The sequence below is a fragment of the Rossellomorea sp. NPDC071047 genome (assembly GCF_050270195.1).
Taxonomy (GTDB): Bacteria; Bacillota; Bacilli; order Bacillales; family Bacillaceae_B; genus Rossellomorea.
Genome location: NZ_JBNNJT010000002.1, coordinates 186,308 through 209,996, shown reverse-complemented (window position 1 = coordinate 209,996; position 23,689 = coordinate 186,308). Strand labels below are relative to the sequence as shown.

General features: G+C 43.8%; 27 protein-coding genes. 3 read left to right on the top strand and 24 right to left on the bottom strand.

Annotated features, from left to right (window positions below; all coding sequences use genetic code 11):
* Nucleotides 1-34: 34 nt before the first annotated feature.
* The 17 genes from ACQKFO_RS08815 to ACQKFO_RS08735 form a co-directional block, all read right to left on the bottom strand.
* Nucleotides 35-493, bottom strand: a complete 459-nt coding sequence (locus ACQKFO_RS08815) for a DinB family protein (protein WP_427598046.1) — start codon at nt 491-493, stop codon at nt 35-37.
* 100 nt (nt 494-593) lie between these two features.
* Complete coding sequence (locus ACQKFO_RS08810; protein WP_427598044.1) at nt 594-1,073, bottom strand: hypothetical protein; 480 nt, start codon at nt 1,071-1,073, stop codon at nt 594-596.
* 71 nt (nt 1,074-1,144) lie between these two features.
* Nucleotides 1,145-1,405: a phosphatase gene (locus ACQKFO_RS08805; protein WP_427598042.1), complete on the bottom strand. Its 261-nt coding sequence runs from the start codon at nt 1,403-1,405 to the stop codon at nt 1,145-1,147.
* Nucleotides 1,406-1,423: 18 nt separating this feature from the next.
* Complete coding sequence (locus tag ACQKFO_RS08800) at nt 1,424-1,612, bottom strand: hypothetical protein (RefSeq protein ID WP_427598040.1); 189 nt, start codon at nt 1,610-1,612, stop codon at nt 1,424-1,426.
* Entirely contained in the window at nt 1,609-2,337 is a 729-nt protein-coding gene (locus tag ACQKFO_RS08795) for a DUF2711 family protein (RefSeq protein WP_427598038.1), read from the bottom strand. Before ACQKFO_RS08795 ends, ACQKFO_RS08800 begins: the two co-directional genes overlap by 4 nt.
* Nucleotides 2,338-2,787: 450 nt before the next feature.
* Nucleotides 2,788-3,162, bottom strand: a complete 375-nt coding sequence (locus ACQKFO_RS08790) for a hypothetical protein (RefSeq protein ID WP_427598036.1) — start codon at nt 3,160-3,162, stop codon at nt 2,788-2,790.
* Nucleotides 3,159-3,695, bottom strand: a complete 537-nt coding sequence (locus tag ACQKFO_RS08785) for an acyl-CoA thioesterase (protein ID WP_148967493.1) — start codon at nt 3,693-3,695, stop codon at nt 3,159-3,161. The genes ACQKFO_RS08790 and ACQKFO_RS08785 overlap by 4 nt, the downstream gene beginning before the upstream one ends.
* Nucleotides 3,696-3,883: 188 nt before the next feature.
* Nucleotides 3,884-4,777 carry a cidABC operon transcriptional activator CidR gene (gene cidR / locus ACQKFO_RS08780; RefSeq protein WP_427598034.1) on the bottom strand — a complete coding sequence of 298 codons (894 nt, stop codon included), beginning with the start codon at nt 4,775-4,777 and terminating at the stop codon, nt 3,884-3,886.
* Nucleotides 4,778-4,949: 172 nt separating this feature from the next.
* Nucleotides 4,950-5,924 carry a sortase domain-containing protein gene (locus ACQKFO_RS08775; RefSeq protein WP_427598032.1) on the bottom strand — a complete coding sequence of 325 codons (975 nt, stop codon included), beginning with the start codon at nt 5,922-5,924 and terminating at the stop codon, nt 4,950-4,952.
* Between the two features lie 67 nt (nt 5,925-5,991).
* Nucleotides 5,992-7,335: a copper amine oxidase gene (locus tag ACQKFO_RS08770; RefSeq protein ID WP_427598030.1), complete on the bottom strand. Its 1,344-nt coding sequence runs from the start codon at nt 7,333-7,335 to the stop codon at nt 5,992-5,994.
* A 204-nt stretch (nt 7,336-7,539) separates the two neighbouring features.
* On the bottom strand, nt 7,540-9,474 hold the full coding sequence (locus ACQKFO_RS08765; RefSeq protein ID WP_427598028.1) for a DUF2207 domain-containing protein: 1,935 nt from the start codon (nt 9,472-9,474) through the stop codon (nt 7,540-7,542).
* Between the two features lie 151 nt (nt 9,475-9,625).
* Complete coding sequence (locus ACQKFO_RS08760; RefSeq protein WP_427598026.1) at nt 9,626-9,940, bottom strand: hypothetical protein; 315 nt, start codon at nt 9,938-9,940, stop codon at nt 9,626-9,628.
* Nucleotides 9,941-10,070: 130 nt separating this feature from the next.
* On the bottom strand, nt 10,071-10,310 hold the full coding sequence (locus ACQKFO_RS08755; RefSeq protein ID WP_427598024.1) for a hypothetical protein: 240 nt from the start codon (nt 10,308-10,310) through the stop codon (nt 10,071-10,073).
* A gap of 15 nt (nt 10,311-10,325) precedes the next feature.
* The gene (locus ACQKFO_RS08750) at nt 10,326-10,721 is read right to left on the bottom strand and encodes a hypothetical protein (protein WP_427598022.1); all 396 of its coding nucleotides are present in this window, start codon (nt 10,719-10,721) and stop codon (nt 10,326-10,328) included.
* An 82-nt stretch (nt 10,722-10,803) separates the two neighbouring features.
* Nucleotides 10,804-11,445 (bottom strand): uridine kinase family protein, encoded by a 642-nt coding sequence (locus ACQKFO_RS08745; protein WP_427598020.1) that lies wholly within the window; start codon nt 11,443-11,445, stop codon nt 10,804-10,806.
* A 28-nt stretch (nt 11,446-11,473) separates the two neighbouring features.
* Nucleotides 11,474-11,713, bottom strand: coding sequence for a hypothetical protein (locus tag ACQKFO_RS08740; protein WP_427598018.1), 240 nt, complete (start codon nt 11,711-11,713; stop codon nt 11,474-11,476).
* Nucleotides 11,710-13,482, bottom strand: coding sequence for a M3 family oligoendopeptidase (locus ACQKFO_RS08735; RefSeq protein ID WP_427598016.1), 1,773 nt, complete (start codon nt 13,480-13,482; stop codon nt 11,710-11,712). The genes ACQKFO_RS08740 and ACQKFO_RS08735 overlap by 4 nt, the downstream gene beginning before the upstream one ends.
* A gap of 229 nt (nt 13,483-13,711) precedes the next feature.
* Here ACQKFO_RS08735 and ACQKFO_RS08730 point away from each other — a divergent pair, with 229 nt between their 5' ends.
* Genes ACQKFO_RS08730 through ACQKFO_RS08720 form a run of 3 tightly spaced genes read left to right on the top strand, consistent with a single transcriptional unit; the run spans nt 13,712 to nt 17,494 of the window.
* The gene (locus ACQKFO_RS08730) at nt 13,712-15,199 is read left to right on the top strand and encodes a spore germination protein (protein ID WP_427598014.1); all 1,488 of its coding nucleotides are present in this window, start codon (nt 13,712-13,714) and stop codon (nt 15,197-15,199) included.
* The gene (locus ACQKFO_RS08725) at nt 15,196-16,365 is read left to right on the top strand and encodes a Ger(x)C family spore germination protein (RefSeq protein WP_427598012.1); all 1,170 of its coding nucleotides are present in this window, start codon (nt 15,196-15,198) and stop codon (nt 16,363-16,365) included. The genes ACQKFO_RS08730 and ACQKFO_RS08725 overlap by 4 nt, the downstream gene beginning before the upstream one ends.
* A gap of 22 nt (nt 16,366-16,387) precedes the next feature.
* A complete protein-coding gene (locus ACQKFO_RS08720) occupies nt 16,388-17,494 on the top strand; it encodes a GerAB/ArcD/ProY family transporter (protein WP_427598010.1) in 1,107 nt (368 codons plus the stop codon).
* A 95-nt stretch (nt 17,495-17,589) separates the two neighbouring features.
* Here the strand turns inward: ACQKFO_RS08720 and ACQKFO_RS08715 are convergent, their stop codons facing one another.
* From ACQKFO_RS08715 to ACQKFO_RS08685, 7 genes are all read right to left on the bottom strand, one after another.
* On the bottom strand, nt 17,590-19,005 hold the full coding sequence (locus ACQKFO_RS08715) for a bifunctional metallophosphatase/5'-nucleotidase (protein WP_427598008.1): 1,416 nt from the start codon (nt 19,003-19,005) through the stop codon (nt 17,590-17,592).
* A gap of 53 nt (nt 19,006-19,058) precedes the next feature.
* Nucleotides 19,059-19,331 carry a PH domain-containing protein gene (locus ACQKFO_RS08710; RefSeq protein ID WP_427598006.1) on the bottom strand — a complete coding sequence of 91 codons (273 nt, stop codon included), beginning with the start codon at nt 19,329-19,331 and terminating at the stop codon, nt 19,059-19,061.
* Between the two features lie 101 nt (nt 19,332-19,432).
* Complete coding sequence (lepB, locus tag ACQKFO_RS08705; RefSeq protein ID WP_427598004.1) at nt 19,433-19,975, bottom strand: signal peptidase I; 543 nt, start codon at nt 19,973-19,975, stop codon at nt 19,433-19,435.
* A 260-nt stretch (nt 19,976-20,235) separates the two neighbouring features.
* Entirely contained in the window at nt 20,236-20,787 is a 552-nt protein-coding gene (locus ACQKFO_RS08700; RefSeq protein WP_427598002.1) for an aspartyl-tRNA synthetase, read from the bottom strand.
* Between the two features lie 34 nt (nt 20,788-20,821).
* Entirely contained in the window at nt 20,822-21,673 is an 852-nt protein-coding gene (locus tag ACQKFO_RS08695) for a GNAT family N-acetyltransferase (RefSeq protein WP_427598000.1), read from the bottom strand.
* 29 nt (nt 21,674-21,702) lie between these two features.
* On the bottom strand, nt 21,703-22,053 hold the full coding sequence (locus ACQKFO_RS08690) for a DUF1428 family protein (protein ID WP_427597998.1): 351 nt from the start codon (nt 22,051-22,053) through the stop codon (nt 21,703-21,705).
* 447 nt (nt 22,054-22,500) lie between these two features.
* On the bottom strand, nt 22,501-22,980 hold the full coding sequence (locus tag ACQKFO_RS08685; RefSeq protein WP_427597996.1) for a DUF4362 domain-containing protein: 480 nt from the start codon (nt 22,978-22,980) through the stop codon (nt 22,501-22,503).
* Between the last annotated feature and the right edge of the window lie 709 nt (nt 22,981-23,689).

The following is a 23,689-nucleotide window of genomic DNA, read 5'->3' as shown; positions in this document are numbered from 1 at the left end:
AGAGGACTTGCCACCAAGTTCTCTTTCTTAGGAGTTACCCCTTCACACCCGCTTGCGGATTCCAAGATTCCTGTAATTTTCTAATATAAAGAATTTGTCCTCCATGGTATGTAGTGTGGATGGTGAGGTGGGCAATGATTTCAGTCCAGTTAGTCAGATTCACCTCATCCGCCTCTTCAACCTCCTTCTTCCAGTCAGCCATCAACTGATCAATCCGCTCGTACGTTTCACTCCAATTGAGACCTTCCTTATTCCTGAACGTGCTCTCACCTGTACTCTCTTCATTCTCAATACCTTTCAATCGATTTAAATGGCGTTGATTATAGTAGATGAGATGATGGACGATCTCTGAAATGGAATTGGTGGCTTCATTCGGCTTCCACGTTGCTTGTTCCTCGGTGAGATCCTTGATGGAATTGATCAACGATACAAACCAGGTATTTTGATCGAGGCAGGCATCCAGTTGAATGAGTAGGACTTGTTTGGCGTTCATTTTTTCCCCTCCTGTATTTTCATATCACTAATACTTTCAAGTTGGAGAGTGGCGTTTCCTCTTTACATGTGATTATCTATTCAAAAAGATCCTCTTTTTATTAAATAGGGATCTCCACAGTTTCAATAAACGTCATTCCAAAGTACTGATACTCGATCATCACCTGACGGACTCTTTCGTCATGAAATACATTTACTGCATAGATGGTATCTTCTTTCGTCGCAGTTCCATTATTTAATTTCTCCATTTGTTTTGATTGAGAAGATCCCCTTTCGATGACTACATCCTTTAGGTTCTTATATTCGACTTTCTCATCTCGATCATCATCACCATGGACGTATCCTTTCAAAAGATTACTCACCTGCATCTTCACTTTCTCAGGAGCATCATCATGATTGACTGTGACCCTCGCCACTTTCGCTTCACGGAAACCATGATTGGTTACTTCAACCAAGACAGATGTCCCATCCTCATTTTGACCAATCATGCCAATCTCCATTGGGGGATTCTCTCTTAACCATAAATAAGTCCCTCCCACTATGACGACCATCAAGAGCAGTATAGTCCACCATTTTTTCACCCGTCCATCCCTCACCAACATCAGCTTTATTCATCGATTGCGGTAGATCCGCCTCATATCGGGATTTTCTTTCAATCTTTTCCTACTTGAATATTTTTCCTGATAGATACTACGATCAATGTAATGCCGGTGATCGCAGTTATAACCGCTAACACAAGAGGGAATGCTCCCACGTCCCGTATTGCTGTCCCATATATTCCGTATCTACTGTCCCACCCCAGGCCATCCGTTTCACCCAACAAGCGGGAATAGATGGCTGCCGTTATAAGCGCTGAACCATATAGAATGGCACTTACCAATAAGCAAGTCAAACCAATCATTAATTGTTTCATTTTTCCACGTCCTATCTCTCATCTTCCGAAAAACTCCGGCAACGGTACACCAAGATCGAATAATGCGCTCGTCACAAGGAGGATCAGCACCGGGATTACACAGAGAATCAGGATCACCGTCCAACTATTATTTGAAGGACCCTCACTCTTTTTCTTCCGGTATAATTCTTGAACCCGATTTTGTTTTTCCTTTGTATGTTGGGTCATGTGTTCCTCCTTAATGGAGCACCATTCTTGATACTCCAATAGATCTCCGTCCCCTCATCACAGAAGAATCCCTCCAAGTCAGCCGACTCCACGATTCGATTCAAGGTCTGACTATCGCCGCATATCATAGAAAAATGACTGTCCCAATGGGTGGTCACAAGGATTTTTTGATCGTGGGTGAAGAGGTTTCGACGTTCCCGATGAAGAATGGTGCCATCATCTTTTATTACATCGTCCATATGCTCAAGCTTTCTTTCTGTGCAAAATTCATCTCCGCACCATATCCAGTCATACCCCTCTTTTTTTATGGCAAGAAGAAGATTATCCATGACGAGGTCTGGGAAGAGTCCCTCGGAAGGAAACACAATCTTTCTCTCTTCACACACTTCAATGATACGTTTTGCCAAGGTTCGATTTTCATATTTTTTATTCAGTCCAAAGATGATACTTCTGAGGCCGATATCCACTTCTGCCAAGTTCGATAATCTGGATGTCCCCATGAACTCCTGCCAGGTGATTTTCTCACAATTATCCACAATCTCCCGTTTACCGGGATACGTATCCGGATTAAACAATGCAAAGTCGATAGTCAGTGGCTTAATAAATGGATGGAAGAAAATGAATATGTCTTCAAATACATTTTTATAGAACTCTTTTATCGGCAAGTCCGCATCTGAACACACTGAATAACGATGCGGTTCGGGCAACACTCTGATTTCAGACATACGCCCCCTCCTTCACATTCTAAAATATTCGCCAGATCGCGGGAATAATCCTGTTTTTTCCATAATCTCCATGTAACTCATTTATAACTGTAATTCCTTACACTTGACTCATTAAATGAAAGTAGTTGACGTCTTTTGTTGAAAGGTAAACAAGTTTGGGTCAAGGATAGGCGTTGACAAATGCAGGTGACTGTCCACTCCATGTTTTCCCTTATGTCCTTTCCAAGTTTCCACCTCTTCACCAGCCATTATTATCGTAAAATCAAAAAGACGATCCCGACCCCACTCAGGATATCGATGATACTATTCACAAGAAAATCATGTTTGGTCCTTAGAAAATGGAAACTATCTCAATCTTTTTTTGTGCAAAAAAATAGCTTACCCGCTATAGATAAGCTATCTCCTTTAGTTTTCCGAAATGATCTTCAATTTCTGCAGTACATCCATCCATTATTTAATAATCGTCGACCCCTGCAACAGTTCCGGCTTCGCGCCAAGAATCAATAAAAATAATTTAGAATCACTGATTTGTCGGTGCTTTTTCATGATGTCTTTCAGCTGAACGATATTAGGGTTTTCTTTCAGCTTCTGCACTTCCTCAAGATAGAGGGACAGGATCGAGCCTCTTACAAACTTCGGCTCATAGTCCGGCAGCTCCTTGTCACGGAGTAGTGATCCCATGTATCCATATTTCAACTGTAATTGTCTCGTCAGGCTTACGACGTGGACGAGCTGCTCATTCAGCTCAGGATATTCCTGTTTGAGCGATTCCACATCTTTTTTCGCCTCGTGCAGTTCGTTCATTCCAGCAAGCATAGTGGTCATGATGCTTCCCCTCCCAAATTCCAAGGTTTTTCGAGTCCAATGATGTCATTCAGGATTTTACTCTGCTTGCGGCGGACCCGTCTTCTTTCCGCCCGTTCTTTTCCTGATTCGAACAAAAATTTCTCTTCTTCTGTCTCCGGGACAATTTCCGGTACTTTGACAGGATTTTTATTTTCATCGAGTGCGACGAAGGTCAGGAAAGCTGTCGCCGCCATTCGTCTTTCCCCCGTGATCATGTCTTCGGCGATCACTTTGCAGAAGATTTCCATGGATTTATTCCCGACGTATGAGACGAAGGATTCGACGCAAACGGAATCACTTTGATGGATCGGATACAGGAAGTCGATGGAATCCGTTGATGCCGTCACACATTCTTTCACCCGTGCATGACGTCTCGCTGATAACGTCGCATTGTTATCAAGCTTCTTCATCAAGACCCCGCCGAACAGGGTGTTGTAGTTGTTTAAATCATTGATCATCACCTGGTCCGTGCTGACGACCAGACTCTCTTTCGGATGCTTCGTTTTTGCCATGAAGAACAAGTCCCTTCTATTGTAAAATGGTTTCTCAAACGTTTGATACCCAAAGTGTACGCCCCTAAGCAGGATAAGTGAAATGAATGTTTTTTATCATTACCATAGATACTGTCTATGCAACGGCTTACATCTGAATGGTATGAATCCCCATTTTTCCAAAATAGACGACAAAAAAAGAGCATTCCTTAGTCAGAAATGCTCCCCATCAACCGTTCCTGGGTAAAAGTCAGCCACTCTTTTGTGGCATACGATAGGTATTGATTTTTTCTCCAGATAATGGCGAGGTCCCATTCGATGACAGGCTTTACGACGCGGATAGCGACGAGATCCTCCTTCAGCTGCTCATACACGCTGTTCGGCAGGATCGAAATCCCGAGTTCCGCTTCGATCATCTTCCCGATGAAGTCCCATTGAGAACTTTCAGACACCACTTTCGGGAGAAAACCTGCTTCTTTGCAAGCCCCGCGGATCCGGTCATTCAACGCAAAGTCCTTATTAAAGAGAATGAACTGTTCGTCCTCAAGCTCAACCAATTTAACCTGCTTCCTGCCGGCCAATCGATGTGTCCTTGGAACCACGATCCGAAGTTCTTCTTTCATAAAAGAAAAATGGTGAAAATCCTCCTCTGCAGCAGGCAGGACACCCACCCCCACATCGAGCTGATCGGCGAGGATATCTTCTTCAATCCGCTTCGTCCCATTTTCGATCAACTGAAATGTGATACCTGGGTAGAGGGCATGGAACTCGCCCAGCACCTTGATGAACCGACCTGCGTCCATGATCGGCGGCAGTCCGATGCGGATATGTCCCCGTTGAAGGCCGATCAGGTCATCGAGTTCATGCTGGACATTCTCGAATGCCTTATCGATCGTCTGGGCCTGCTTCAAAATCGCCCGTCCCGCATCCGTCAGCACGAGCTGCTTCCGGGAACGATCGAACAGCTCCACCCCAAGCTCATCCTCTAAGTTCCTGATCATCTTACTGATCGTCGGCTGGGTCACAAACAAATGATCCGCAGCACGGGTGAAACTCTTGAATCTCGTTACTTCTATAAAATATTTTAAGTGCCTGATGTCCACTTGCTCACCTTCTTATGTTGAATCATATGACATTATGGTACCATACTGGCTGCTTTATCACATTTCGTACCATATAAAAAAGCTGAGGGGGGAGGATCCTTGCTCTTTGTTACCCCCTTTCAATCGAAAGAAAGAGACCCTCCTTATACCGGACTGAGGGTCCCTGGTGTATTTATTTCACTACCACTTTTTCAGAAGGATCAGATTCCTTATCCTCAATATTCACAGTCGTAATATAATATGAATCTCCCTTTTCAGCCTCTCCATCAAAAAAGCTCTTACGTTCATGTGCTGAAATACTCTCGATATGTTCGAACTCTTCCGCGCCTGTGGACTTTTTATACACTCTGTAACCCAATACTGTATCATCATTGACCGAGTGCCAGGAAAGGGATCCGGTATCGTATTCGACTGCAGTCGGTGGTTCAGGAGCTTCGAGCTCATTGACCTGGGTTTCAGAGATGAGCTCTGTATACACGACCAGCCGGTCAGGATAAAGGTGTTCGTCATGATTGAACGTACCTGTGCACGTTATGACATTCAGGTTCCGTTTATCCGATGGTCCGAAGATTTTCTCAATCGGAGCTTCGTCACTCGGGTAGCTTTCCTTCGATTTCACCTCGAAGGTTCGTTCCATTCCCTTTTCATCCGTGACGATGATCTTCTCCCCTACCTTGATGTTCTTCAAATAGAAGAAGATCGCCGGGCCTTTCTTACTGTCGACATGTCCAGCCAGGACGGCATTTCCCTTGGCACCGACCTTCACCCCTCGGTCGTACCAGCCGACCACATCGGTTTCTTCAGGTACTTCCATTTCCCCGTTTTCAAGTAACCCGACGGGAATGATGTTGGTATCTATGTCCATGCTCGGGATCTGGACACGGGAAGGCGTAATTCCTTCTTCTTGAACCTTTACCTGCTCTTCAAGCTCTGTTTTTTTCTTCTTTAAAGAGTCAAGAAGAACAAACTCTTCTTCCTTATGGGCAGTACCCACCCCGCTTTTGGCTTTTTCTTTTTCCACTGTTTGTTTCTTATCAGATTGAGTTGTCTGGCTTTCTTTCTCAGGTCCGTCCTTTGCGATTGCCTGAAAGCTGACAACACCAATCATAAGGACCGCGATCAGTATGATAAGTATTCGTTTCTTCATCATATTCCCTCCACTTAAGAGAAGAGAGAAGAGCAGATTCCCGCTCTTCCCATGGCTCTTCTATCAATTATTGTTGGTCAGCAAATTTTTTCTTGATGATAATTCCACCAGCCATTAATGCTACCGCGACAAATGTGATCCATGCAGCCATTGGCAATTGTTGATCTGCTGCACCGCCCATACCTGTGTTAGGCATTTGTTCTGGCATGTCACTGGATGCGAACTTCTCAGGATTTTGCTTCACAATCGCGTCTCCCAGTGCTTTCCCTACACCGAACATGAACGCATATCCTTCACGGAAGCTATCCATGCTTCCTTTGTAATCTTCTTCTACATATTTATCAAAGGTACTTAGCACTTGATCTTCATGTGTCTTAAGGGAAGATACCGCTGCGTCTTTAGGCAGATTTCCTTCTGTCGCTGTTGCAAGGAAAGTACCGAACTCTTCCGTGAACATCCCCAGACTCTCTCTTGCCATTTTCGCTGCTTCCTCATCTCCAGCTACTGTTGCACTCACTAATTCTGCTTGAGCGTTTATATGCTCACTCGTCCATAGCTTCTTGAATTGTGCCGCACCTTCTTCTCCATAAATGGATCCGATGGCTTTCGTCCAGGCTTCGGTGTTCATATCTTCAGCCCAAGTCGCTGTATCATAATCAGGCGCTTCACTTACACCCTTTTGCATGCTCATTGCTGCTAATGCGAAATGTTCTGCTGCAAGATTGTTTAATGTAGAGCGTAATTCCGCTGCCGGTGCGTCTGCTTTTGTGTTATTGAATTTATCCGGCATCTGCGTTACGATCGCTCCGGATAATGCTTTAGAGATATCAAACATTCTGTCGTAACCTTCTTTGAAGTTCGTTTGATACGCTTTATAATCTTCTTCTACATAGCTGTCAAATGTTTCGATGACATCCTGCTCATGTGCTGCCAGTACTTCTTTCGCTGCCTCTTCTGGAAGATTTCCTTCAGTGGCTGTTGCAAGGAATGCTGAGAATTCATTGACGAATTCTTTCACTTCGGCTTCCGCAGCTTTTCTCATTTCCGCATCATCGGATTGTGCCGCTTCTACGAAATCAGGAGAGTAATCATTATGTCCGGCAAAGATCTCTTCGAATTTCTGAGCGCCTTCTTTACCGTAAATCGATTCGATTGCCGGTGTCATATCCAGTGCATTTTGATTCAGTGCTTCATAAGCCTGTTTCTCATCCGGTGCATCTTTATAATCCTTCACCATGGCATTGACCGCTAGAACATAGTGTTCTGATAGTAATTGATCCAGTGTGGAACGAAGATCGGAAGCCGGCGTCACCGCTGTCGGCGTTTCTGCCGCGAAACTTACCGTTGGAGCTAATAGAGATAATCCTAACATCGGTGCTGCGATTTTCCTAAGTATCTTTGTTTTTTTCATTTTTTGAACTCTCCTTTTTCGTTTTGTTTTTTGTGTTCTGGTAAGATAACGCAGCGTATTTTGATATGGATCACTTTTTTTAAAAAAAGTTTTTTTTATTGAAATAAGAAAAGGACAAAGGTGCTGACTAGCACCTTTGTCCTTCTATATTTTTCTCGTTAAGGCAAGCCCTTTCCACTTTAAAATAGAATTGGCCTCCTTTCATCAATCCGCACCAGCACCTCCACCACCGCCGCTGTCACCGCCTCCTCCGGAATACCCTCCGTCAGACCAACCGGATGAAGAGCTTGCAGGCGGCACACTCCATTTCCATGAATTCGTCAGAAACTCTTGGGGATTCTGGTCAGATACTAGGAGAGCTGTAAGGGGAGCTGCTGACAAAGCAGCACTGTCGGCCAACCCATCTCCCACCGATTTTTTCAGTCTCCGCTTCCTTTCGAATAGGAGGGAACGGATCATCCACTTATCCAGTTCCTCTCCTCCCACGTTCGGGATCCCTTCTTTCTTTACCTGTTTACGATACCTGCGGATGCCAGCTTTTATATCGAGTGCCGGTCCCGACAAGGTATGGCGGGGCACCATGATATAGAGAAATAGCGCGAGCATGATGCACGTGAGTACTAATGAGATCGCTGTTTCATTCACGAGTTGACCCGCTGCGAATAATGAAATGACACTGAATACGAGCAACGGCCACTTCTTTTCTTTCTTCATCCATCCCCAAATCATGAATCCACCACCCAGGATTCCATACATCCACATGGCAAAAGTCGATTGCATATCGAAATAGTAGGCACATAAAATTCCTATCAAAATGAAAAGAGGCGGAACTTTCGTTACAAAGTGAAACCATCGGTCATGCAGAAGATTCGCTCCCTTTGCATCTTTTAACACGTCGGCAAACCATTCTTTTTCCTGCTCTTTCAGTGTCTTTACCTTAGAATGATATTTTTTCACATCCCGTTTATGATCTTTTTCACTCTTCGTAGCCCCTGCCAAATCCGTCAGGGCAAAGGACGCTGATCCGTTCCTCCCTCTCCTCTTAAAAACCCAGGACACCAGCTTTTCTTCAATCGAAGATAACTGATTTCCTTCAGGGTTTAATGTAAAGAACAAGGTCTCATCCGGTGAGCGGGCATCACTTAGAAAACGGGTCGTCGTTTTCTGTTTGCGAACCGTTGCCTTCCCTCTTTCCACTAGAGAATATAGGCCAGCCAGCATGGCCCCGTGAGTGAATTTCCCTCTCCTATGCACCATATACAAGAGAAGGGGATCCGCTTCCAGCACATCAGACGGTCTGCCGCTTCCTCTTACTCTACCAATCAGGCTTCCAAGAATCATGATGAATCCTACCGTGCCTAACGAAACCCCCAGTCCAGCCAGCACTTTATTGAATGTTTCCATTTGAGCTTCCCTATGGGCTGCAAGCTCCATCCGCGCTTCTTCCTCCTCAATCACCTTTTCCAATGATTTAGGCGCAGCGGTCTTTTCTTGTTCATTCATGACAGAGGACGGAAACAGTAACCGCGTTTCCGTTAAGGAATACATGCTGGAAACGGGTGTCGTAAAGCGCACGACCTCTGGACCTTTCTCTTCCACACTCCCCTTCCGGTCGTGAAAAAAGGCCGAATACTCCCCAGGCTCGACCTTCTCCGGAAAAACAAAATCAATCGTTACGTTATGTAAATCCACGTCATGGTTGTCCCCTGATCCGAAAAAGGGAACAAGCACATCACTATATGTATCATACGACTTCACGGCATTCTTCAACTCATAGCCGTAAAAAATGGTCTTCTTGTCGTTCTCCACCGGAAATGGTGATCGATACGTCAACTCCTCCCGCTCTACCTCAAGAGGACGCAGGTCACCTTCCTCTAAAAACCCGAGCTCCGCCTCATCATTGATCACTTCAGAGGCTTTGAACCACTCCACTCCCTCATGGTTATCCCCATGAATCGATCTCCTGACACTCGAATACTTCCCATCGAACGTGTAGGTGAACATTTCATTGACAAGCAGGTTTCCATTCGGCTGGATCCATGCACGTATGCGTACTTCATCAATACTGTAGGACTTCGCAGAAGCCGTCTGCCCAAAGGAGAGAAGAAGAAAGAGGATTATGAGTAGTTTTTTTATCATGAGGTAAGTCCCCCTTTTATTTAAACAGTTGCTTCATTTATTCTATTAAACATTGTGCAGGAATTATTTCTGTGATTCATAATCCTCTTTAAGTAGCCCATAAACCGCACAATCCTTATACTGACCCTTCCTATCTGAACAAATCATCATATTAAAAATACGTAACCATCATAATCACAAAACTGATCAGCGTAAATAAGACCGCTCCATAAAACACTGAACCTACATTCGCTTTCAGCTCATTGCCCTTCTGAATCTTCCACCCTGCTTCACTCGCTTCAAGGGTAGCCCCTTTCGATAACGCACCACCGCTACTATTGAAAAAGAAAAGCCCCACCGTTATTCCGAGACCGATGAAAAAGCTCCATTCCCCGTAAGAAAAAGAGAGCAGTAGGCTCCCGACCCAAACGCCAATAGCAAGTATCGCAGCCGTTACTAATGACGTTCTTGTTATGAATTTCTTCATTTTGATTCCCCCTCGTATGACTTACATTTACGAATGGAGCCGCGGAAAAGTTTCAATTTTCAATGAACTTTGAATTGTTCTACTTTCACTCCTCCTGCAAACTAAGCTTATCTTCTTTTGATAAACTCCCTTAAAGCGCTTTTTCCATGTACCCAATCAATAGAAATCCAATCACATGAGGCAGTATCCCGCTCGTTATCCCTAAAACCATAAAAAACATTCCATACCGTTTTTTCTCGTAGTCCTTTTTTAAGACCAGCCCCACGCAAAAGGCGATGAAACCGTGAAAGATCGAGGGAGTGAAGAACGCCAAAATGACCGACAACCAACCGACGAAGATCAGTATATTAGTGCCTTTCCTATCTTTCATAGTATCTCTCCTGTCTTAATTAGACTGGTTTCTTGGAGCAGACTCGAAAAATGTCTCTTTCACATAAATCGAATAAATCAAGACGATGACCGAAAAAACAACATTTCCGATAAAAGGCTGTTGAGGTTGATTCGTTGCTAATATGACACTGATAATTCCAAATAGTACCGAGTACGTGATCAATAACCAAAAACCCCATTTTTTCAACCTCATGTACCCATAAGCCATCAACAGTGAAAAGAATGCCACTGCTACTCTCATGACTCGTTCAGGTACGACCGATACTCCAAACCTCTCTGAAATGCCAATGGTGTCAGCACCAGCCTGATAAAAAATAGCCGTAAACAAAAATACGATGCTCCCAAAAATATAAAAATAGCCAATGATTGATACACCTAAAGGTCTCTTCACCATTTAACCTCCTGTGGTTTAAATGTCATCTAACTAACTCAATACTATGTTTCAAAAAACATAAACATCATTAGAACTGTACCTACTCTATATCCTTATCCACCCAATACCCCTCATCCGAATTCTTCACCACCACATCAAAATGCTCATGCTTCGGATGCATAAAGACCTCATATTGAATTCTGCGCTCGTCGTGGGTTTTCCTTAAATACTCCACATCCATCCCTCTTTCGGAAACATCGCGGATTCCCCTTCTCATGAGCTCCGTATCACCATCCGTATAAAAGTAAATTTTAAGGTCGTAAAGATCCGGTTTGCTGAATGCAACGGACATCCCTTCTACAATCGTAAGGTTATTTTGGGACGAGATAAGCTGACTTCGTTCATAGGGGACGTCCAGTGTGTAGATATCCATTCCCTCCTTCACCATCCTGATATCCCGATCGAGGGCGAATAGATGGTGAGCCGCAGGATGACAGGCGGTCATTTTGGATTGATGGGTGTCATTGTTGTATTCATATTGGATGGAGGTGTGTTTTCTGACGTCGGAATTGACGATATAGGGATCGGTGTTGATATAATTGACCCCTTTTCCTTCCAGAAGCGTCAAAAGCTTTTTGGCAAACGTAGTTTTACCGGAAGCACCGTGGCCTGATATGCCGATGACCATTCTCCCATCCTGCTTGTTTAATCGATTGACTATGTTAAGTAAGACCTTGTCCATGAATTCTCTCCTCATTTAAAAGCTATTTTCAATCATCCCCGCTGACATCGATTTCTGAATCACCCTCGTCCCCATCCTCATGCCGATCAAAATTCCGGTCTGGATGCCCCAGTTCATACATCCGATTCCGCATCCTTAATTGCTTGATGACCATTGCCAGTAAGAATCCGGCCAGGGATAGATAGAGTAAGTAATCGAGATCGAAAAACAGAGAAACACATAATAATAGAATAGAAGGAAGGGCTATCAGCAACTGAATCTTTTTCATCGGGAAGTGGCCAATCTTACAAATTCCTCGCTATCCTCTATACATAACCTCATCCCTTTTTCCCAAAAGGCTTCTCCGGTAATGTCTTCCCCCAAATGCTTCATGACGAGGTCTTCTGCCGACATGCTGCCTGAATCCCGCAAGAGGTCCATATAATGCTCCTCGAATCCTTTCCCCGTTTCCTTCGCCCTGGCGAATAAGTTGAGTGCAAGTAAGTACCCAAAGGTGTAGGGAAAGTTATAGAAAGGAGATTCTGTTTTATAGAAATGGGGCGTCCATACCCAGGAGTGCACCGGGACCTCATCAAGGGAACCGGCATACCCTTTTTCCATGGCAGACTCCATCAGTTCGTTCAAGCGTGCTGCGGGGACAAACCCCTTCTTCCGTTCTTCGTGAAAGTCCTTTTCAAAGATGAACCGAGCATGTAGGTTCATAAAGTTCATGACGCTGCGCTTTAGTTTCTCATCAAGAAGAAACAGCTTCTCTTCGTCAGACTCCGCTTTTTCCATGGCCGCCTCCAAGATGATCATCTCTGCGAAGGTCGACGCCGTTTCGGCCAAACTCATGGGATAGGCTTTGTTCATCCCGTTCACCGATTTCATCGCATGGTTATGAAAGGCATGACCCAGTTCATGCACAAGGGTCAACACCCCTTTGAATGTGCCGGGGAATGTCAGGAACACCCTGGACTCCCCTGTTAACGGAAACCCCGCACAAATGGGAACCGCAGACTTTCCTGGTCGGTTTTCAGCTTCGACCCAGCCTTCACGGAAAGCCGTCTCCGCAAACCGTCCCATTTCCGGCCCGAACGTACGAAATTGTTCCTCGATCAACGCAGCGGCTTCTCCGTATTCGATTCCTTGGTGATGGTGATTCATTGGGGACCAAAAGTGATAGGACTTCATTTTGGCATCACCGTTCATCCGTGCTTTCACGTTCAGGTATTCGGCAAACGATTCTTTATATCTCTCCATGACTGAAAACATGCTATTCAGCGTTTCTTCCTTCATCCGGTTTTGGGCGAGAGGAACATGGAGTACGTCCTCTATCCCCACGCTCTTATACATGCTCAACCTGAATCCTGCGAGATGATTCAGGATTTGCGCGAACTGCCCTTCATGCTCCGTCCACTTTTCCACCAGTGCCTCATGAGATTTTTTTCGAATCGAAGCATCGTGGTGCGAACGCAGATTGATGGCCTGTCCTACTGAGAAATCCTGACCATTCACCTGCACCTTGATACTGCTCATGAACGATTGATAGAAATACCCCCAGGCGTGGTACCCGTCTGCCATGAGGTCCGTCACTTCCCGGGAAGGCTCCCGGTCCGCTTCTTCACGCCATTCACCCAGGATGTATCGATACTCCTTTAAGTCCTCTGAATCAAGCAAACTCTCCCATACTGATTCCTCCGTATGAGCTAATTTCCTTTTCAGATCAACGGTAATAGAATCATATTTTGATTGAAGAACCGTGGTTTCCCCTCTATACAATTGTGCCCCCTGGTCTTTCGGATTTTCCGAAAGAAGACAGATAGCGTAGGATCTGGCTTGTGATATGGAAAGCTTTATTTCTCTAAGATAATCAAGAAAACGCGCTAATTGATATGAATCGCTTAAGGGTGACATCCACTTTTTCAGCTTATCATCCAGTTTCAAAATCTTGCCTTCAGTCTGTTTCATATGTTCTTGTAAATCAGGCGATTCGCTTCCACCTTCGAAAATGCTGTTGAGATTCCACACTTGTGGATACTTTGTTTGAGTCATCATACGTTCCCCCTATTTTTACACCAATCAAAACATACGTTCTTATTTTACTTTATTTTGAACTTTCTTCCAACTTCTGTTTATCTGAATTTACAATATTTTTTAAAAATAAGATAGCCAATTGACCACTAACCACTTTAACCTACGTGAAGACTAATTCAATTCTCCAATGGAATAATCAAGCAATCTTAGAGCATACTACCATATTGACATAATCTAAAGGGTGAGAGTAATGAACATAAACCATGTTGCACCATTGGAAGAACGTGTTTCCCGGCTTCTCACTAGCTTGAGCGATAGCTCGGATGTGAAAACACGATACCTGAAGTTGCCCGGGGGACTTCTTTCGACATGCCTCCTCTATATAGATGGCATCGTTGATACTGCGTCCATCCAGGAACATATCATCGAACCTTTATTGAACGACCCGACACCTGAGGAAGAAGAACTCTTCATCCCTTTCTTGATTCAGTCCGTCATTCAGGTATCTGATATAGAAGTGGTAAAGGATATGGATGATGCCATCGGCAAACTGGTGGATGGATCCACCTTGATTCTGTTCGAAGGACTGGCGGACATCCTTGCCGCTGATACATCGAAGTGGGAGGAACGCTCCCTTACCAATCCGAAGGGGCAGCGGACCATAGAGGGGCCTGACGTCGGATTTACGGAGAGCCGGAGTGGAAACGTCGCCTTGCTTCGGAAATACATCAAAAATCCCTCCCTGCATGTCGAGACTCAAGTATATGGTGAATTCACCAGTACATCCGTCTCCCTTATTTATTTGGAAAACATGGTCGACGGGGACATCCTGAATGAAATAAGGAACAAGCTTAAAAAAATCTCCCTTGATTCTGTCATCGGGTCTAACTATATTTCGGAATATTTGACGAAAGAGTCAAAAACCATTTTTCCCTTAGTCATGAACTCGGACAGGCCGGATGTAGCGGCGGCGGAAGTATTGGAGGGAAGGGTTTGCATTATGGTTGACGGAACCCCCTTCGCCCTGATAGCCCCTGCCGTTTTCATGCAATTCTTTCAATCATCGGATGACTATTACATTAACAGTGAAGCAACAAAATTCATCCGACCCATGCGCTTCATCCTGTTCTGGCTCTCCCTGTACATCCCGGCATTCTATGTGGCGTTTACGACGTTCCACAAGGGACTGTTGCCAGTCAATCTACTGGTGGGATTCTTGGCCCAGAGGGAGTCGGTCCCTTTTCCGACGGTCTTTGAAATCCTACTCGTATTCGTCTTGACAGAGGCCATTTATGAGGGATCAAGCCGCCTTCCCCAGAGCGTTGTCATCACCATCTCCCTGTTTGGGGCGATCGTGTTCGGCCAGGCCTCTGTGGAAGCTCAGCTTGTTCAACCCATCACCCTGGTGATAATCAGTACATCGTTCATCTTATCCAGTATCATCCCGATCGCCATCATGAGCTATGCCACCAGGATCATTAAGCTCAGTTTGATCTTAATTGCAGCCCTGCTCGGTTTGTATGGGATCGCCTTGTTTACCTTGATGCTATTAGTGCATCTCTGTTATTTAAGATCATTCAAGGTCCCTTATCTGGCACCCGTGTCCCCTTTCAATTGGCAGGACATGGCGAAGGATGTATTCTTCCGGAATTCCATCCCGGACATTAATAAGAACATTCCAGCGTTTCATAAGGAGGAACCAATGGAAAACCCTGAGAAAGAAGGAAATGACTCGTGAACCTTTCCAATTTCCGTCACCTCATCATCCTTTTTATTTTGATGGCTAGCGTTATCGTTGGTTATGTGAAGACTAGCCGTTTAAATGAAGTCGAGCTGGTATCCGGTCTCGGCATTGACAAGGTGGATGATCATTATTCCATTACCCTGCAGGTCTTCAATCCTTCCGCCAATCAGAAGAATGCCGTTGACCCGACTGGCGGCTTCACTTATAACCAGACGGGGAAAACCATTCCTGAGGCCATCGAGAAAATCAAGAAAGAAACCCTCAAAGATCCGATTCTCGACACATTACAGGTCGTGGCATTGAGTGATAGGCTTGCAAAAAAAGAAGGCTTGAAAGAAACATTGGATTTTCTTGTACGTGACCCAAGGGTTCCAGCAAATATCAGCACCATTGTCATTAAGAATCAAAGTCCGGAATTATTTCTGCAGTTGTTCACCCCTCAGCAGAAACTATCCGCTCTATACACGAATATCATGCTGAAGAATTCCAAAGAAGCCTGGGGGCATTTAGTGAACTCTTCTTCAGAACGGATCAAAAGCTATTTAGAAGACAATACGTCAGACATGGTCATCCCATATATAGAGGTCCATGGCGATATTGAAGGAGGAACAGCTAAAAGCAATATCGAGGATTTCTCACCAGCAGCCCATGTGTCACTTGAGGGGTTTGCCACATTCAAAGGGGAAAATCTCCATTCCTATTTAACACTAGAGGAGAGCAATACATTAGCTTTAATTAGAGGAATCAACCAAGTCGTATCCCTATCCGCTCCATGTCCGGATGCAGAAGAAGATTTCACCATCAGCACGTTCAAGACATCTTCAACCCTTAAGGCGGAAACGGATCCGGTCTCTTTCAAGCTGAAGATAGCCATTGAAGGAAATCTGGAAGAAAAGTCGTGCAAAATGGATTTCACAAAACCGGCAATACAAAAAAAGCTTGAAAACCAATTGAAGACAAAGATCAAATCCGATATACAGGCACTTATCAAAAAGTCAAGTGAGGATGGAACGGATACTCTTGGACTGAGTGATGCCCTTTACCGGCAGCACCCGGATGTATGGAAAAAGAAACGGAAAGACAAGGATTTTTTCTCAACGATTAATGTGGACACTAGCATCGATGTCCGATTTATCCGATTCGGGCATACTAAGCAATAATCAATGAAGGGGGATGGAATTGATGAACAAAGTATCCATATCCGGGCTTGAATTATGCTCGATGATGCTTCTCTTCTTAACCGGTAGTACCATCGTCATCGGCTTGAATTTCACGGCCATGGAAGACAGCATACTGGCAACAGGGATGGAAATAGCATTTGGAATCATCCTTTTCTACTTCTACTATCTCATAGTAAAAAGGAGTTTATGGCTGGAATTCATCCCTCTTCTGGAAATGGGGTTCGGATCCTTCCTATCCAAGATTCTCGCCGTGGTATTCAGCTTTTATTTTCTCTACATAGCGGGGCGGGTGATAAATGATTTTGCCTTCTTTACTACCCAGATCCTTTATCCCGATGCCCCCAATTGGGTCGCTTCCATCCCATTCCTGCTTATCGTTGGCTACTGTACGATGCTTGGGATAGAAACGATTGCGAGGAGTGCCGTCATCCTGTCCTTTTGTTCCTTCATAATCCTGGTGTTCTTATGGTTACTCGGTTTCTTGTCAGAAGAATTTCACACCCAATATCTGTTTCCATTGTTCTCACAAGGATGGGAGCCCCTGAAGAAAATGATCTTCCCGACCGGTCTCACCTTTCCCTACGGCGAACTGGTCGTGTTTCTCGTCTTACTACCGTCCATTGCAGGAAAAGAAAAGCTTCAAAAAATTGTATGGATTCCCATCGTCATCGCCGGTCTGATAGTCATGATCACCATGGAGATGGTCATCGGTATCCTCCATGCCCCCTTCGCCAACACGTATTACTTTCCATTTGTCAAAGCGATGGAACTGGTTACCTATCTAGGCATCGTCGAACACCTGGAAATTTTCACCTATCTGCTATTAATCGGCGGAGGCTTTATGAAGGTATCTATATTCCTTTACGCAGCACAGGTCGTACTGACACAATTGTTGAAGTTGAAACAAAAGAGCTGGCATGTCCTCCTTTTCATGGTGGCCATCTACCTGCTTTCCCTCCACCGAAGTGACAATATCGCCGAGCACTTATATGTGGGGTTGAAACTCGTCCCCTACTACCTCCATATACCAGTACAATTCGTTATCCCGTTGATACTGGGCGGGATGGTATTCTGGAAGTCGAGAAAAGGGAAAGCAGCTCAGGGATAGGTATAGAAGAACGATCGGCGGCTCTTGAACTGCTGATCGTTTCTTCTTTTAAAATAAAGGGACCATAAGCTCCAATATTCCAGATTACACACCACCTAATTGAACATGACTGAGCCTTCCTTGTTGGCTCTTAAATAATTCATAAACACATCCTTCACCATCTCTGTCTTCCCAACCTCGATCAATGTGTTCCCCTTCACCGAAGAATATCCACATACTTCTTCGTACAATAACGGCGACCCTGTCCCTACCCTGTAGACCTTCTCTTCCACCAGGCTTTCCCCATTCACTTTAATATCAGAAATTATGCCGTCATGGTGACTCCACGTCACTCCAGAAAACGCTAAAGCCCCAATCGGGATCCCATGCGGCCTGAATCCATTTCCGTATACCTGTTTGGAGGTAACCTCCCCATTAAAACTATCTTCTATCAATCTCACAATTTGTTCACCTTTAAGCTCCATCAATACAGGAGAATGCATGCTTCTGCATCTGTTGTACATATCCCCCTTCGTCACATCACCGGATTCCAAGCCTCGGTCCACAGCGGCTCCACCATACATAATGCCAACCTCAGACTTCCAGTAGTCCCGAACGGCTTCGGCCATTAACTGAATGACATCAGCATGAGTAAGGTCTTCCCTTGTGGTATACAATACCTCAGACAGAAACTCATTTGTTTCCTCGCGACCCTTTTCTAAAATGGCTTCCATGCTGGCATCGATTTCGGATTCGAGAGTGATTTCGGCTAATTTCCCTTCGAAGGATTCAATCTTATGAAGACCATTCTCGATATGCAAATCCAATTGTAGCTCTCCGACATATTGTCCGTGAGACCCTGCTTGAACAATCAGGACACCAGATTCCACAACGGGACTTTGAAGTACTGTGTGAGAATGAGCTCCTACGATCACATCGACCATGCCACTGATTTCTTTCGCCATTTCCACATCGGCACCATAACCCAGATGGGATAGAAAGACGATGACATCCGCCCCCTGCGCTTTCAAATCGGACACGGATTTTTTGATGGCTGTAAGGGTTTCCAGATTCCTGAATCCGTGCTTGTTTTCATAAAGATCCTCGAATTGATCGGTCGCTCCAAAAAGTCCAACCTTCACTCCGTTATCCATTGACACGAGGAGCGTTTCTTTCATCCCGCCGATGGGAGTCCCATCGCCCTCAACAAGATTCGATAACAACCACGGAACACTTGACTCCAGGCTATGCTTTCGAACCAACGCCGGTGTCGATCTCAGCAGCTCATTATTCCCCACCGACATCGCATGATACCCGACATCCGCAAGCATCTTTAAATGCATATGGCCATTCGTCGCAAGGCACTCATTGATACTCATATCCATGTGATCCCCGCCATCCAGCAATAAGTAACTCTCCCCTTGCGCTTTAAGCTCCCTGACACGTTTCTTTATGTACGCAGCCTGGCGTATGACCAGTTCATAGTTTCCGTGAAGGTCATTGGTGTGAAGAATGGTGATGGTTTTGTTCATATGTAGTTCCCCCTTTTTATAAGTGCTTGCTTAACTCGATGTCCGCGTAGTGATCAGGACTGTGCTCCTTGTGCCCCAATGTACGACATAATCTTCTCTTTCAAACCAGCCTGACTCGTGAACAGAATATACGTTTCTGACCTTGTCTGGATCACGACTCTATCCGTGTGTCCATATGGATAACCAATCCTCATTGCTGTTTTCTCTTCACCGCCATAAGTATCATCATTCCGCACCTCTTTAATATCGGATAAAGGAATGTTGATGTTGCTTAATTGCCATTTGATATTTAAGTTTTCGTCTTTCTTTGATACTTTTAATTCCATATGTTTCACTCCTATTCATGTTTATTTTACGAAAATTCCGACAAAACCTTCCAGATTGATCACGAAAGCTATTACAAATTTGTAGCGTCTTTAAAAATGAACTATTCCCCAACAATCCTCATATCCTTAAGCGGATAAAATACAACATTCGTAGTCCCTACAATCTTCTCCATAGGAATCGCCCCAATATGCCTGCTATCCTTACTATCCCTTCTGTTATCCCCCATCACGAAAAGATGGCCTTCCGGGACGGTCGATTGTCCGACAGCCGTATCCTTCAAGGTAAATGGCCTGGTCAAGTCACCTTGTATATTCTCCTTTTGTTCATTCAGGTAAGGTTCTTCATACGCTTTTCCATTTATGTATAACGTGTCCCCTTTATACTCGATCTTATCCCCAGGCAGGCCGATCACGCGCTTAATATAATCCTGTTCCTCATTTGCGTGAAACACAACGATATCAAAGCGCTCTGTGTCCCCTAATTTGGACACAATCATCCGCTCCCTGTCTTGCAGAGTCGTATTCATGGAGGATCCCTTCACCATGATTGGTGTGACCAGAAAAGTACGGACAATAAATACAACCACTAACGCTATCACCAAAGCTTTGACCCATTCTAATACCACATTTTCCTTTTCAACCACGCTCTCCATCCTCTTTTCTATCCTTAAAAATGAAAAAAGCATCTTTTACACTGCTGCCCTTTTTACTTTTTCTTACATACGTTTGAAACTGGTGAAAGTTTCATTTATTGGAAAAAAGCAAAGAAAGCTGAAGATCATCTGGAACTTTCGCATTCCTTTATTAAACAAAAATATCAATAAACCATAACCCGCTATAAACAGAATGAATTTCAACCAGAAGTGATCCATCATACGCCTTCCCCCTCCCTGTCTATTGGATTCTATAAATCTACCGAATCAATAATTTCCCGAGTATCCTTACGCAGTAACTTAACCTGCTGAGCATTAAGATTTTTATCGCTTTCAACATACCAAAGATATAGCCCCTCCAATTGATGTTCCTTTACTACTGAGGGGGATAACAAGGACAATTTGACCATCGAGGCTTCTTGATCACCAACGGTTACCACTCTCTCATCACCACTTCTGATCAACCCATACACCAAGCCCTCTCCATGTCCTTGAATTCCTTGCAGATTTTCATAATCCCTGTCTGGATCCAATGGCCCCCAGGTAAACATCCCGCTTTTCCAGCCGAATATTCCCGTTCGAACCTTCGTAGCCCCAAGATTGGTCTTATCTTTAATGAAAAAGTACAGGGACTCATCCCCTAGCTTGTAGGCAGGAATCAACTGGAGATCCTTATCAACCGCTAGAATGGCTTGGTACGGTTCCGTATAAGAGTCCTGGTCTTCTGCATAAGCCCAGGAAGCGGTAAGGGCTTTAACAACCATAAATAAAAAAACATATTTGAGAATTGTAGAGTGTTTCACGGTATCTCCCTTCTATTCTTGGTTTCAGGAAGGATCACCCGAAAATCTGAGCTGCGATTCCATATAACTCGCGGTTTCGTTGTGGCATAACGACTGCATTCAAAGCCATAACGGGAGGTGCATTGACTTGAGTAAACCCTTGATCCTCTAAGAAACGTCTAAACGCATCCTGACCAGCAGGTACATCGATCCTCACCCTCCCTTGATGAAAGGAAGATAACTTTCGGAAGATCTCTTCCGCTGTTTGGTGATCAGGTGCAACGATCGGACCTGCAATCAGATTGACTGGTCCCAAAACAGACATCCCGTAGCCAATAATATGGGAATGCTCATCTTTTACCACTACACAGTTTTTCGATTGCTTGATCCTATTGATCAAAAATGGCCGCCTGTTGTCACCAAATGCTCTTTCATCCACCTTGATAACGCCCTCTAAATCACTTTCCTTATATTCGTCAAGATATAGTTTGGAAGGGTTAGGTCCCTTCATACCATCACTTATATACTTATGAACATGATCTACCACTTTAAAGCCCATATTTTCATACAAGGGAACACCTTCTTCTGTTGCGATTAACAAGATGGTCGTGTTTTCCGGAACACTATCGATGCATTGCTGGGTAGCCTCTTTCCCTAACCCCATCCCTCTATATTGTTCGTTGACAATGACCATTCCAAGTGATGCCACCTTCTCATACTGTATGATGGCTGCGCTTGACACAATGATTCCTTCAGCATTTCGGTGTCCGAATATTCTCCCCGATCCTAGAACTGTATCAATCTCGTCCTGATCATAATCCCATCCCACCGAGGCAGAGAGATCAATAAGACCGGGAATATCAGTATGACAAAATGATTCCAATGTTAGTACCTTCTTCTCTTCCATACATGTTTCTCCCATGATTTAGAATTTGCTTACACTTTTTCAAACTCACCACGGACCACACGACTCATATCGATCACGGTCAGCATCTCATGATATAAATCTATGATTTCCTTATCGTTATCTACCATTTCCATCACACGATTATGATGGTCTTGGTCATAGAATGTAGAGATTGATACCATCAACATTTCATTTTCATCTAAACTCACTGATGATTTCATTCCAACACAACCATATACAGGATCAACAAAAGCACTTTGAAACGTATCATCCTCAATCGCTCCATACTGTTTATAAATAAGAGATGCTTTTTTGTTAATCTGAATGAACTTATCCTTGTTGTGTTTTGGAACAGGATATAAATAAATGACGCTGTACATGGAAGTCACCTCTCCTTTTCTAATGACCTTTTACTTTTTTACCTCATATTCTATGTAACCTTGCTTGAATTTCTAAAATAACCGCTTCTATGTTTGCCCAGTTGACAGTTCAAATCCCTCATTATCATCCCACAAAAGAGTCTTCTCCCCCTCTTCTATACATGATGAACCATAACCCCCGGCCAAGTCCCCTTCCAATCCTTCTTCCTGATCCGCTCTTCATAAATGGAAACTCGCTCTTCCGTCTCTCTAAAAAAAGGATTTTTCTACTACCAATTATTTCAAATAAAGGCAGTGAACTCAATATTTTATTTCATAAAAATAAGGAAGCTTCCCCTTATTGAGGAACCCCCTTGTGATTGTAGTAATAGTAGGTATGTCGACGATTTTCCAGCCATTCAATTCAATCTTTTTCAGATTTCTCTTCCGCTGGCCAGTAAACTATCCCTAATCCTCTATAGTTTTTGATAATAAAAAAGTATCCCCCGTAAAATCACCCGTACATCGCTTCAAAACATACTGCTTCTTTCGACCATCTTCATTTATCACCACATTTTCACACCGGTATTCTTCAATGAATTCTTCATCTACACTGCGATAAACGTGGACATCATCCCCATTATAGGTCAATTCTTCAACCACTCTCTGCCCCTCAATCCCATAATGAATCACATTGATTTTTGCTTTTTGTTTATCTTTCAACTTATCAATATAGGTATCCAAGGCTTCGAGATTACTGATGTTTCCATGTTCATTGATTACTTCTTCTACGTTCGTTTGGGAGACTTGCTCATCATCTGAGAATCCATCCTTGATCATTTCTCTCGCCTTATCACCTTGAATTACAAAGAATGCAACGATTGCTATCGTGCACAAAATGATACTTCCGAATATCAATGAAGGAATGAATCCTTTTTTCTTAGTCATTCTAAGTCCCCTTCCTGCCAAACTGAAGATTCACCTGAAATTCCCTTAAAAAATTTCATTGTTATGTATCTCCCTTTTAGTACATATGTCTACTCTCTGAATTGACTATAATCATCAATATAGAAAGCTACATAACCACAATTTGAACATACGGCTGCTTTAGGCTTTGCCGACACCTTATTAAAAAAACCTTTCCGTTTTTTACTTATTTTTATCCCATACATGACGCCTTCAACATTGACATTACACCCTTTTACCATTTCATTTTTGCAATGAGTACAGTTCATTTAATTCCCCCCAGCCTTACTACCAATTATTTCAAAATAGACTCCTGATCACAATCATTAATTTTCATAGAAAAAAGAATGACCACCCTCAGAAAAACGGGTTTACTTTTGAGGTACAAACACTGTAAAACACATAGGAAAACGCACTTGAATTCACAATATCATTCACAGTGTGTTTTTTATTGATTCAGCAGCATTTTGACGAATGTTAATTGCTTATTGTTTCCTAATTCACATACTAAATCACAGGGGTATGAAATAATTATTGGAGGATATGCGAATTAGGTGTGATTTAGTAAGAAATCTTATCCTTAATTGAGCAACCAGTGATATGTAAAATAAGCGGAGAATTTCCCGGTATTCTGTATAATAGAGCTCTATTCGGGGTGAATAAGCGGAGTTTTTTCCTTTATGCAAAGCAA